Origin of the sequence: Streptomyces sp. GQFP (genome assembly GCF_021545335.1) — a bacterium.
GTDB lineage: Bacteria > Actinomycetota > Actinomycetes > Streptomycetales > Streptomycetaceae > Streptomyces.
Genome location: NZ_CP089312.1, coordinates 196,336 through 208,266 on the forward strand (window position 1 = coordinate 196,336; position 11,931 = coordinate 208,266).

The 11,931-nt window shown below is 71.1% G+C and carries 12 protein-coding genes; 6 read left to right on the forward strand and 6 right to left on the reverse strand.

What is annotated here, in order from left to right:
* Positions 1-89 precede the first annotated feature (89 nt).
* On the reverse strand, positions 90-1,190 hold the full coding sequence (locus LUX31_RS00955; protein ID WP_235472591.1) for a substrate-binding domain-containing protein: 1,101 nt from the start codon (positions 1,188-1,190) through the stop codon (positions 90-92).
* Between the two features lie 233 nt (positions 1,191-1,423).
* Here LUX31_RS00955 and LUX31_RS00960 point away from each other — a divergent pair, with 233 nt between their 5' ends.
* Positions 1,424-2,308: an MHYT domain-containing protein gene (locus LUX31_RS00960; RefSeq protein WP_235472592.1), complete on the forward strand. Its 885-nt coding sequence runs from the start codon at positions 1,424-1,426 to the stop codon at positions 2,306-2,308.
* Positions 2,309-2,445: 137 nt separating this feature from the next.
* Positions 2,446-3,486, forward strand: a complete 1,041-nt coding sequence (locus LUX31_RS00965) for an LLM class flavin-dependent oxidoreductase (protein WP_235472593.1) — start codon at positions 2,446-2,448, stop codon at positions 3,484-3,486.
* Between the two features lie 13 nt (positions 3,487-3,499).
* Here the strand turns inward: LUX31_RS00965 and LUX31_RS00970 are convergent, their stop codons facing one another.
* Complete coding sequence (locus LUX31_RS00970; RefSeq protein ID WP_235472594.1) at positions 3,500-4,501, reverse strand: TauD/TfdA dioxygenase family protein; 1,002 nt, start codon at positions 4,499-4,501, stop codon at positions 3,500-3,502.
* 214 nt (positions 4,502-4,715) lie between these two features.
* Between LUX31_RS00970 and LUX31_RS00975 the strand changes: the two genes are divergently transcribed.
* On the forward strand, positions 4,716-5,327 hold the full coding sequence (locus LUX31_RS00975) for an HIT family protein (protein ID WP_235472595.1): 612 nt from the start codon (positions 4,716-4,718) through the stop codon (positions 5,325-5,327).
* 170 nt (positions 5,328-5,497) lie between these two features.
* Here LUX31_RS00975 and LUX31_RS00980 read toward each other — a convergent pair whose 3' ends face one another.
* Entirely contained in the window at positions 5,498-6,127 is a 630-nt protein-coding gene (locus tag LUX31_RS00980; RefSeq protein ID WP_235472596.1) for a MerR family transcriptional regulator, read from the reverse strand.
* Between the two features lie 109 nt (positions 6,128-6,236).
* Between LUX31_RS00980 and LUX31_RS37405 the strand changes: the two genes are divergently transcribed.
* The 3 genes from LUX31_RS37405 (at position 6,237) to LUX31_RS00990 (ending at position 8,535) form a co-directional block, all read left to right on the forward strand.
* Complete coding sequence (locus LUX31_RS37405) at positions 6,237-6,359, forward strand: hypothetical protein (RefSeq protein ID WP_268828101.1); 123 nt, start codon at positions 6,237-6,239, stop codon at positions 6,357-6,359.
* An 81-nt stretch (positions 6,360-6,440) separates the two neighbouring features.
* Entirely contained in the window at positions 6,441-7,919 is a 1,479-nt protein-coding gene (locus LUX31_RS00985) for an MFS transporter (RefSeq protein WP_235472597.1), read from the forward strand.
* Positions 7,920-8,100: 181 nt separating this feature from the next.
* Positions 8,101-8,535 (forward strand): cupin domain-containing protein, encoded by a 435-nt coding sequence (locus LUX31_RS00990; protein WP_235472598.1) that lies wholly within the window; start codon positions 8,101-8,103, stop codon positions 8,533-8,535.
* Between the two features lie 30 nt (positions 8,536-8,565).
* On the opposite strand, the gene LUX31_RS00995 is transcribed toward LUX31_RS00990, so the two are convergent.
* The 3 genes from LUX31_RS00995 to LUX31_RS01005 all read right to left on the reverse strand — a co-directional run bounded on the left by LUX31_RS00995 (position 8,566) and on the right by LUX31_RS01005 (position 11,904).
* A complete protein-coding gene (locus LUX31_RS00995) occupies positions 8,566-10,932 on the reverse strand; it encodes an ATP-binding SpoIIE family protein phosphatase (RefSeq protein ID WP_235472599.1) in 2,367 nt (788 codons plus the stop codon).
* Between the two features lie 127 nt (positions 10,933-11,059).
* On the reverse strand, positions 11,060-11,527 hold the full coding sequence (locus LUX31_RS01000; RefSeq protein WP_328285637.1) for a peroxiredoxin: 468 nt from the start codon (positions 11,525-11,527) through the stop codon (positions 11,060-11,062).
* Positions 11,524-11,904, reverse strand: coding sequence for a DoxX family protein (locus LUX31_RS01005; protein ID WP_235472600.1), 381 nt, complete (start codon positions 11,902-11,904; stop codon positions 11,524-11,526). The genes LUX31_RS01000 and LUX31_RS01005 overlap by 4 nt, the downstream gene beginning before the upstream one ends.
* Positions 11,905-11,931: the final 27 nt, after the last annotated feature.

The window sequence follows — 11,931 nt, forward strand, 5'->3', positions numbered from 1 at the left end:
CCTGTTCGATCGAGATACGGGAATCCTCATCGGCACACCAGAAACGGTCAATAGAGCGATCAGAAGAAAATAAAGCGGTCAAACGATCGCTACACGCTGCGGGTCGACCCGCGAACCTTCAGCTCCGGCAGCAGTTCGATCCGCCTCGCCGGTACCGCCCCACCGCCGCGCGGATCCCTCAGCCGGTGCAGGAGCAGTTCGGCGGCGGCCCGGCCGACCTCACCCTTGGGCGGGGAGACGGCGGTGAGGGGGGTGCTGCCGAGGGCGGCCACGACGTCGTCGTACGCGACGACCGAGCAGTCCTCCGGCACCCGTACGCCGTGTGCCGCCAGGTCCTGGACCAGCATCAGGGCGTCCACGTCGCCGTGCAGCACACAGGCCGTGGCGTCCAGTTCGCGCAGGACGCCGGGCAGGTCGACGGCCGGACGGTCCGCGCCGGCCGAGCGGTCGGGGCCCGCGTCGGGGGAACTGAGGGTGAGGGTCCAGGCGTCGAGTTTCGGGTGGGCCCCGGCGATCTCGGTGAGGGCTGCGCGCAGCGCCCGTGCGGTGGGGCTGTCGTCGCGGGTGGCGAAGACGATCCTGCGGTGGCCGAGGGCGATCAGGTGCTCCACGGCCAGATGGGCGCCGTACCAGTGGTCGGAGCAGACCGAGTCCAGGGCGTGCAGCGCGCTGCCGGGGCGTGGTCTGCGTTCCATCAGGACGGTCGGTACGTCCAGTCCACACAGCCACTTCGCGTCGGCCTCCTCGTCGGCGAGGGTGCGCCAGCGCGGGGCGATCAGCACACCCCGGGCGCCGTCCGCCAACGCCCGCTCCACCAGGGGGTGTTCGGCGCCGGCGACCTGCGGGGCGATGTGCAGGGCGATGCGTACGCCGGCCTCCTCCAGGACGGGTCGGGCGCCGTGCAGGGTCTCGTAGAGGTAGGAGTGGCGGGCGGGTACGACCAGGACGACGGTGTCGCCGTCGCCGGGTGCGGTGACGCGCTCGGGCGGGGCGTCCGGTACGGGGAGGGTGGAGCGGGCGATGCCGTGGCCGCGCCTGAGCCTGCCCTCGCGGGCGAGTTCCTCCACGTCCCGGCGGACGGTGACCACCGAGACCTCCAGCTCGGCGGCGAGATCGGTCACCCGGGCGGCACCGCGTGCCTGCACGGCGGCCAGGATCCGCTGCCGCCTCAGTTCGACCGGCTCGCGCATACCGTTCGCTCCATGTTCGTTTGAACGCTTTGTCGCGCAGCATAGCGATCGGCGGGCCGGACGGCGGCACCACTACCGGAACAAGGGATTCCGACCGGGTCTCACCTTTTCCAATCGACCCTGACCTTCGGTCAAACAAAATTCACAGACTACTCGCGGTAACCACTTGCTTTGATCGCACGCGAGGCGAGAATTTCCCCCTCAACGCGCTGCACCTCGGGGGGAATTGGCATATGCAAGGAACAATTGACGGATTCAGTTACGGGTTTGTCACCCCAGTGGCCGCGTTTGTCATGGCCTGTCTGGGAGGCGCACTCGGACTGCGCTGTGTGGTCAGATCACTGCTCAACCAGGCTTCGCGGAAACCGGGTTGGCTGGCGATGGGGGCGGCGGCCATCGGGTGCGGAATCTGGACCATGCATTTCATCGCGATGATCGGGTTCCAGGTCGAGGAGACCGCGGTCCGGTACGACGTCGGACTGACGGTCACCAGTCTCGCCGTGGCGATAGTCGTCGTCGGAATCGGGGTGTTCGTCGTCGGCTATCGCGGCGCCACACCCGGGGCGCTCTCCGTCGCGGGCACCATCACCGGTCTCGGCGTCGCCGCGATGCACTACCTCGGCATGGCGGCGCTCCACCTCAACGGAGAGATCCACTACGCCGTGGTGACCGTGGCGCTCTCCGTGGTGATCGCGGTCGTCGCCGCGACGGCCGCGCTGTGGGCGGCCGTCTCCATCCGGGGCTTTCTGACCAGCCTCGGGGCGAGCCTGGTGATGGGGGTCGCCGTCAGCGGGATGCACTACACGGGCATGGCCGCCGTCAGCGTGCATCTGCACGACTCGGGCGGCACCACCTGGGCCGGTGACTCACCGACCTCGCTGCTGCTGCCGATGCTGATCGGCCCGGCCATCTTCCTGCTGCTGGCCGCGGTCGTGGTGATGTTCGACCCGCTGCTGGTCCTGGGCGACGGCGAGTGGGGCGGAGAGGGTGCCCAGCAGCAACCCGCGCAGGACCCACGGCAGATCCACAGGCAGCCGTCGGCCAAGCGGGGCACGGGACAGTCGTCCCCCAGCTGGCAGCGGACCCCGACCTCGACGCGGACGGATCTTCGCCTGTAGGACATACGCCTGTAGGACCTTGGCACGGTACCTACTGGCCTCCTGGTTCGGGGACCGAGGTGACCAGGCCGCTGACCCGGCCGCCTGGCACAATCGTGGGGGTGTGAACGTCCGTACGACGATCGTTGGAGGAGCTCGTGCCGTCCCCCTCACAGCCGCTGCGCAAACTGGGTTTTCTCACCATCGGGCTGTTCGACGGGGACGATCCACGGGCGGGTCACGAGTCGACGCTGGAGATCATCGAGCTGGGTGAGCGACTGGGCTTCGACAGCGCGTGGCTGCGCCACCGCCATCTCCAGTACGGGATCTCCTCCCCCGTCGCCGTCCTGGCGGCGGCCTCGCAGCGCACCCGCCGGATCGAGCTGGGCACCGCGGTGATCCCGCTGGGCTGGGAGAACCCGCTGCGCCTCGCGGAGGATCTGGCGACCGTCGACATCCTGTCCGGAGGCCGGCTCAACCCGGGTATGAGCGTGGGCCCGCCGATGCACTACGACCAGGTCAAGGACGCCCTCTACCCCGACACGGCGGACGCCGAGGACTTCAGTTACGAGCGTGTCCAGCGCTTCCTGGACCTCGTACGCGGGAAGCCTGCCACCGACTTCAGCGGGGTCGAGGGGTTCGAGGTGTTCTCCGACCGGGTGCAGCCGCATTCCCCGGGGCTGGGGCGCCGGTTGTGGTACGGCGGCGGGAGTGTGCGGTCGGCGAAGTGGGCCGGTGAGCACGGGATGAACTTCCTGACCAGCAGTGTCGTGAAGGCCGAAGGGGGCGAGGGCGGCGAGGGGTCGCCGGACTTCGCCGAGATCCAGCTCGCGGGGATCCGGGCGTTCCGTGACAGTCATCCGGACGGCGAGCGGGCCCGGGTCTCCCAGGGGCTCGTCGTGATCCCCACCGACAGTGCCTCGCCCGAGCAGCGCGCGAAGTACGAGGAGTACGCGGCGAAGCGGTTGCCGCGGACCGCGACCCCGCAGGGTCCGGCGCGGCTGATGTTCGCGCCGGACCTCGTCGGGACGTCGGCCGAGATCGCCGAACGCCTGTACGCGCACGTCGCGTTCCAGCAGGTCGACGAGGTGGCTTTCGCGCTGCCGTTCACCTTCGACCACGAGGACTACGTCCAGATCCTCACGGACATCGCGACCCGGCTCGGCCCCGCACTGGGCTGGAAGCCGGCCGCCGGCTGATCGGCGGCAGCCTTCACCAGCGCCCGGGTTCGGTGCCGGTTACCGGCTCCGACGGCCTGCCGTCCACTCCTGCCGGGATGTCGCCGGTCAGCATCACCCGGTGCATGACCCGGGGGTGGCCGAGGTGGGCGTTGTCGCTGGGGGCGAGGTGGATGGTGGCCCGGTTGTCCCAGAAGGCGACGCTGCCGGGCTCCCAGCGGAACCGGACCGTGTACTCGGGCCTGGTCGCCTGTTCGAGAAGCATCTCCAGGAGCAGGCGGCTCTCCGCGCGGGAGACGTCAGTGATCTGTTCCAGGTAGTAGCCGTTGACGAACAGCACCCGCTCCCCCGTCTCCGGGTGGACCCGCACCAAGGGGTGCACCGAGGCGACCTGGTGGTCCAGCAGATGCCGGAGGTAGGCGTCGTCGCCGGGGCGTGACTGGTAGCCGACGCCGAGCCGGTGCTCGGCCCTGAGTCCGTCCACGAACTCCCGTACGGGCGCGGAGAGTCCGGCGTACGCGGCGGCAAGGTTGGACCAGGTGGTGTCGCCTCCGTACGGCGGTACGGTCTCGGCGCGCAAGATGGTCGCGGCGGGCGGGTCGATACGGGCGCCGTGGTCGCAGTGCCAGCCGCGCAGGAGTGAGTGGCGGCGGCGCTCCAGCCATTCGGCGTGCTCCATGCCGTAGCGTCCGCCCAGTTCCAGGCGGTCGGCGGTCGTCTCGATCTCGGGGAAGTCGGGCGGGGAGGCGCTGCCGCGGCGGCCCAGGACTACCGGCTCGCCGAACCTTCGCGCGAACGCGATGTGGGCGGCGTGATCGAGCCGCTGGCCGCGGAAGAAGACCACTTTCCAGCGCAGGACGGCCGCCCTGATCTCGGCGACCGCCGTGTGGTCGAGGGGCTCGGTCAGGTCTACGCCCGAGATCTCGGCGCCGATGTGTCCGGCGACGGGCCTCACCTCCACGGCGGAGGTGGCTTTCGGCCTCGACTCCTGGGCAGGCGGCTGCACTTCGCCGTTCGTGGCGTGGTCCGTCGTCATGCACGCTCCGATCGTGGGGGCTTGTCTCGGGCTGTCGGCCTCGCTGGTGAGCGTAGGCGCTCCGCTGGGAGGGTGGTTCGTCTGCTGCGGGTCCGTCGCGGCTGGTCGCGCAGTTCCCCGCGCCCCTGAAGGGGCGCCCCGGCCGGGCGGGTTCACAAGCGCCGGTCGTACGACTGGGGTTTCGGCCTGGCTGGCGCTGGTGGAGACTGCTCGGGTGACCTTCGAGCCCAGTGAGTTCGTTCGGCGGCTGGCTGTCGGGGAGCGGCTGTCTGTGCCCGTTGAGTCGGTCGGCGGGTGGGAGACCTTTCCGTTTGAGGTGGTGGACGGGGAGTTGGTGGTCAAGCCGTTGCTGGCGCCCGTGCTGCCCGAGCCGAAGCGGGACGGGGAGGGTGGGGCCGGGGAGTGCGTGGTCTGTCGTAAGCCCGTGGTGGAGGCGCTCTGGGCGGACGAGCACTGGCGGGTGGACGCGGTCGGCGGGGCGCGGTTGCCCGCTGTCGTGCTGCTCCAGCCGCGTGGGCACTACGACCTGGCCGATCTGCCCGCCGCCCGGTCGGCCGAGCTGGGCCCACTGTTGCAGCGCGCCGAGCGGGCCGTCCTCGCCGTGGACGGCGTCGCCCGGGTGCACGTCAACCGGTGGGGCGACGGCGGCGCCCACCTGCACTTCTGGCTGCTGGCCCGGCCCGCGGGGCTGACCCAGCTGCGCGGCACGTTCCTCCCCCTGTGGGAGGAACTCCTGCCCCCGGTACCGGAGTCGGAACGGCTGTCGGCCCATCGGCGGATCGCCACGACACTGGCCGCCGGGGGCGGAACGGCATACGTGCCGTAGGGCGGGTTACGCGCCCACCCCCGCCATCCGCCACCCTTCTGTCCGGTCGTGCTGGGAGGGCGGGCCACCGACCGTACGGCGGCCGGGTCCGAACGCTTCGACCACGTCGTCCTCGCCACGCACGCCGAGGCGGCGGCCCAGTTGCTCCGCGAACTGGCCGGATAGGCACGTCAGTTGGCCGACCCGTCCGCATGCCGCCGGGCTGACTCGTTCTCCTGGGCCATGCGCCGCAGCGCCAAGAGCGCGGGTTCCAGGAGGACGGTGAGCAGGAGGGCGCGCTCGGCGACCTCCAACGGGTCCTCGATCCCGTCCAGTTGGTCGAGGTCGAGGACCGCGGTCTGCTCGGCCAGTCGGGCGTACGGCAGGAGCACCCGCCAATCCAGCGGTAAGCCGAGAGTTCGTAGCGAGGCCAGGGTCTCGGCCAGGGTGGCGCGGGCGGGTGCGGACCCGTGCACGTTCCAGCCCAACTTCCCGATCAGCGCGTCGACTTCGGCCGGTTCCGAGGAGTCCGGTTCGGTCTCGTCAGCCAACCGGATCGCCCCGAGGGTGAGTCCGAGAAGGCGGTGGGTGTCTGTGGTGTCCTCGGCGAGAGCGCCCAGCACCTCCCGGGTCGTGCTGACGGACAGGCCGCGTACGCCGATCAGCGCACGGATCAGCCGGAGTCTGCGCAGGTGGTTCTCGTCGTACTCGGCCTGGGTCACCGACAGCTGGCGGCCGGCCGGGAGGAGACCTTCGCGGAGGTAGTACTTGATCGTCGGGACAGAGACACCACTACGGCGGCTCAGCTCGGACATACGCATCGGTCGGGCTCCGCTCTGGTCATTGGATACCTACACTGTCTAACATGGATAGTGGAGGTATCCAATAATGCCCCTGCTTCACCCTGACTCTCAGAAGAAGGCCGCAGCCATGCCCACCTTCACCTTCTGGGAGACACCGTCGGCGGGCCTGCCCATCGACTGGTCGGACGCACGCGACCGGCTGGCCGCCCAGGAGCGGGCGGACGCCGACGGCAGCTCCCCGGCCACCTGACCCCACCTGCCCGTCCGCCCCACGACCCCACCACCGGATCACTGGATCAGCCACTCCCCTTCCCTAGGAGACTCCCCCGCCATGACCCTGTCCGAAGAGAACCCGGCCCTGGAGGACTCGGCCGACGCGCCGTCGGTCGGCGGCCGGCGTGTGCCGCTGTGGCTCGCGATCGTCGCGTGCAGCGTGCCCATGTTCATGGTCGCGCTCGACAACCTGGTCGTCTCGACCGCCCTGCACACCCTGGCCGTCGACCTGAAGGCGGACACCCAGCAGCTCCAGTGGTTCGTCAACGCATACGTCCTCAGTTTCGCCTGTCTGCTGATGACCGGAGCCGCGCTCGGTGACCGCTTCGGCCGCCGCACCGTCTTCGTGGTCGGCGTCGTCGTCTTCACGCTGGCCTCGGTCGGCTGCGGCCTCTCCGACACCAGCGCGCAGCTGATCACGTTCCGTACCGTGCAGGGCTTCGGCGCCGCGGCCGTGATGCCGCTGTCGCTGACCCTGCTCTCGCAGGCCGTCCCGGACCGGCTGCGCGGGCTGGCGCTCGGTCTGTGGTCGGGCGTCAGCGGCCTCGCCGTCGCGATGGGCCCGGTGGTGGGCGGCGCGGTGGTCGACGGGCTGGACTGGCGGTGGATCTTCTGGATCAACGTGCCGGTGGGCGTCATAGCCGTGCCGCTGATCCTGCTGACGCTCCGCGAAAGCTCGCTGCCGGGGACCCGTCTCGACCTGGTCGGCATGGTGCTGGCCGCCGTCGGCCTGTTCGCGCTGGTGTGGGGCATCGTGAACGGCGAGACGGACGGCTGGACCTCCGCCGAGGTGCTCGGCGCGTTCGCCGCGGGTGCGGTGCTGCTCGCGGTGTTCGTCGCCTGGGAGGCGCGGGTCCCGCAACCGATGCTGCCGCTGTCCTTCTACAAGGTGCGGGCGTTCACCCTCACCAACATCGTCTCGGCGACCATGTACTTCGGTGTCTTCGGGTCCCTCTTCCTGCTCGCCCAGTACCTCCAGATCGTGCCGCCGCGCACCCCGTTCGAGGCCGGTGTCCGCACTCTGGCCTGGACGTTGATGCCGATGTTCGTCGCGCCCGTCGCGGGCCTCCTCACCGACAGGGTGGGCGGCGGGCGGCTGATGGCGCTCGGCCTCTTCCTCCAGGGTGTCGGGCTCGGCTGGATCAACCTGGTCGCGGGCACCGACACCGCGTACCCCTCCCTGGTCGGGCCGATGATCGTGGCCGGGATCGGCATGGGCTTCGTGTTCGCGCCGACGGCGGCCGTCGTGCTGGGCTCGGTCAGCCGCGAGCACGCGGGCAAGGCGTCCGGCGCCAACACCACCGTCAGGGAGATCGGCGGGGCCCTCGGAATCGCCGTGCTGAGCACGGTGTTCGTGGCGCACGGCAGCACGGGTTCGCCGCAGCAGTTCGTGGACGGGCTGCACCCGGCGGTCTGGGTCGGCGTCGTCGTGGTGTTCGCGGGCGCGGTGTGCGCACTGGGGATTCCGCGTCACCCACGGCCGGAAGCGGCGGCGGAGGTCCAGGTCCCGGCCGGGGCGGTGGCCGAACGGGCCTGACCACCCCGGCCGGGAGCCCTGTGCCGGTGACTGCCCGTACGTGACGGACGGGCGGTCACCGGCACGACCCGTCCACCGGGCGCCCCTCCCATCCCCCCTTTCCGCCGGCCGCGCCGCCCCTTAAGGTCATCCTGAGATGTCATGGACGCGCTCACACTCTCGCCTTGAGGGGACCCCCACCATGCGCAACCTGCTTCGCACCGCCACGGCCGGAGCCGTCACCGTCGCCGCGGTCCTCGTCGGCGGCACCGCCCAGGCGACGCCGCCGGGGCCGGGAGTCTCGGGCGTGGTCATCGCCCAGAAGACCATAGGCGACACCGACTACACCCTGCGCGAGATCACTATTCCCGCAGGTCAGGCCACCGGCTGGCACTACCACGACGGCCCGGTGTACGCCGTCGTCAAACAGGGCACCCTCAGCCACTTCGACGCCACCTGCGCGTCGGACGGCGTGTATCCGAAGGGCAGCGCCCTCAGCGAGCCGGGCGGTCCCGGGGACGTCCACCTCGGCCGGAATCTGGGCACCGAACCCCTCGTACTGGACGTCCTGTACGTGCTGCCGCACGGCTCGCCCTTCTCGGAGGACGTGCCGAACCCCGGGTGCGACTTCGAGTGACCGCCGGCTGAGCCGGACCGGCCTCGGAGGTCACTCGGCGGGCAGGGGCTGCTCCGCCCAGATGGTCTTGCCGGTGCCCGTCTGACGGCTGCCCCAGCGCTGGGTGAGTTGGGCGACGAGCAGCAGACCACGGCCACCCTCGTCGTAGGCGTGCGCCCGGCGCAGATGCGGTGAGGTCGAACTGCCGTCGGAGACCTCGACGATGAGGGCGCGGTCGCGGATCAGCCGGAGCTGGATGGGCGGTTCGCCGTACCGGATGGCGTTGGTGACCAGTTCGCTGACGACGAGTTCGGTGACGAAGCCTTCCTCCTCCAGCCCCCAGACGGCCAGTTGCTCCAGCGCGCCCTGACGGGCGACGGCCACGTGCGCGGGGTCCTGCGGGACGTCCCAGGTGGCCACCCGGCCGGCACCGAGCCCGTGCGTACGGGCGAGCAGCAGGGCCACGTCGTCCCCCGGCTGCTCGGGCAGCACGGCCTTGAGCACCGCGTCGCACACGGCGTCGAGCGAGGCGCCGGGCAGGTCCAGGGCGCGGCACAGCTCGGCGGTGGCGTGGTCGATGTCCCGGTCGCGGTCCTCGATCAGCCCGTCCGTGTAGAGGGCGAGGAGCGAGCCCTCGGGCAGTTTCAGCTCGGTCGCCTCGAAGGGCAGGCCGCCGACGCCGAGCGGCGGTCCGGCCGCCACCTCGATCAGCTCGGGGACACCGCCGGGCGGTACGACAGCGGGCGGCGGGTGTCCTGCGGAAGCGAGGGTCAGCCGGCGCGAGACCGGGTCGTAGACGGCGTACAGGCAGGTGGCGCCGAGTTCGGCGACGTCGTCGCCGTCCTCCTCGTCGGCCAGATGGGTGACCAGGTCGTCGAGGTGGGTGAGGAGTTCGTCGGGCGGCAGATCGACGTCCGCGAGGGTCCGTACGGCCGTCCGCAGCCGTCCCATGGTCGCGGAGGACTGGATGCCGTGGCCGACGACGTCTCCGACGCAGAGGGCGACGCGGCTGCCGGACAGCGGGATGACGTCGAACCAGTCGCCGCCGATGCCGGCCACCGAGCCGCAGGGCAGATAGCGGTGAGCGACCTCGACGGCCGCCTGGCCGGGCAGTCCCCGGGGCAGCAGGCTGTGCTGGAGGGCCAGCGCGGTGGTGCGTTCACGGGCGAACCGGCAGGCGTTGTCGACACAGACGGCGGCACGGCTGGCCAGTTCCTCGGCGAGGACGACATCGTCGTCGGTGTAGGGGTCGGGGCGGGCGATGCGCAGGAAGACGGCGACGCCCAGCGTGGTGCCGCGGGCCCGCAGCGGCACGGCGACCATGGAGTGGACGCCCTTGCGGTACGGGCGGCCGACGGGCTCGCGGGCGTTGCGCTCCGCCACCCACTCGTCGAACGCCTGCTCGCCGGCCCGGCCGAGCAGCGCCCGGCCCTCCGCCATCGCCCGCACGGGCAGGCTGGACGGCGGATAGGTGTCCTTCGCGCCCAGCGGTATGACGGCCTCGGGGGTGCCCTCGGTGACGGATCCGTGGGCGACCCGGCGCAGCACGATCTCGTCGGCCGCCGTCGGGGGTTCCTCCGCGCCGAGGACCCAGTCGAGCAGGTCCACGCTGACGAAGTCGGCGAACCGGGGCACGGCCAGTTCGACGAGTTCCTCGGCGGTGCGGACCACGTCGAGGGTGGTTCCGATGGTGGTCGCGGCCTCGTTGAGCAGGGCGAGCCGCCACCGTGCCCAGTGCTCCTCGCTGCTGTCGAACGCGGCGATGCCCACCGAGATGATCGCGCCCGAGTCGTCGCGCACCGGCCACATTTCGAGGCTCCAGGCGTATTCCAGGCCGTCGTCCGCGTTTAGGCCGAAGGTCTCGTAGCGCACGGGGACGCCGGTGCGGGTGACCTCGCGCAGGTTGAGCAGGAATCCCTCGCTGATCCGCTCGTCGGGCACGAATTTCCCGTCCGCGTAGAACTGTCCGACCAGGGCCTGCTCCTCGGCCGTCATCAGGCCGCAGGCGACGTCGTTGAGCCACATGTAGCGCTGGTCCGTGTCGAAGACGGACATCGCCACGGAGGCCTGGCGGATCGCCCGCTCCAGCGAGGCGGGCCGCTGCGCGGTCGCCTGCGGCTCCGGTGCCGTCGGTTCGGGGAGGGCGGTGACGACGAATCCCTGGACGTCGCCGTCCTCGCCCAGTACGGGGCAGGCGCTGACGGCGAGTTCGACGCGGTGGCCGTCCCGGTGGCGGAGAGCGACCACTCCGGTCGGCTCGGTCAGCGCCGTCGGCGGCAGGGGCTCGGCGAGCAGTTCGGCGGCCGGGCGTCCGACGACGGTCTCGGCCATGTGTCCCGTCAACCGCCGGGCGCCCTCGCTCCATCCCGTCACCATGCCTCGGGCATCGATGATCACCGCGGCGGCGACTTGTTTCATACGCCCCAGGATGGTCCCTGGGCTCCCTGGCATCAACCCAGATGAACCACCTCGGCACGGTGAGTCCGCGGAACCTGTCCCTCCGCCGGACAGGAGGGACGGCCGGGCGACTCCCCGGGCAGAAAGGTCAGCTCTGATGGGCTCGGAGTGCTTCGAGGGCGCGGTCCGCGTGGGTGTTCATCCGCAGCTCGCTCGTCACCACCTCCAGGACCGTGCGGTCCTGGGCTATGACGAAGGTGACCCGCTTGGTGGGCATCATCGAGAAGCCGCGCTTCACACCGAACAGCTCACGGACCGTCCCGTCGGCGTCGGACAGCAGAGGCATGCCGAGCGTGTGGCTCTGCGCGAACTCCTGCTGCTTGTCGACCGAGTCCCCGCTGATCCCGACCGGCCGCGCGCCGACGGCGGCGAACTCGGCGGCCAGGTCCCGGAAGTGGCAGGCCTCGGCGGTGCAGCCGGGCGTCAGGGCGGCGGGATAGAAGAAGAGGACGATCGGCCCGTCGGCGAGGAGTTCGGACAGCCGCCTGGGCGCTCCGCTCTCGTCGGGCAGCTCGAAGTCCTCGATCTTGTCTCCGACGTTCACCTTGCGTGTCATGACCAGCCCTCTCCGTTCTTCGCGACACTGCGTGCCCACAGGACGAGCGGCACCTGGAGCGGCAACCGCGCGATGGCACCGGCCCGCAGGGGTGCGGGCCGGTTTCGCCAGTCGACGGCCATCTTCACGTTGGCCGGGAACACCCCGACGAAGAAGCCCGCCGTGGCGAGCGCGGCGACCCGCCGGGTGCGCGGCAGCGCCACCCCGGCCGCCAGCGCGAGTTCGGCGACACCACTGGCGTACGTCCAGGTCCTGGGCGTGCCCGGCAGTGCGCGCGGCACGATCGCGTCGTACTGGCGGGGCGCGACGAAGTGGGTGACCCCGGCGGCGGCCAGCAGCCCGGCGAGCAGCAGGGGCGAGCGTTGGGACCGTGGCACGCTTCCTCCTCGGATGGTGTGCCGGGC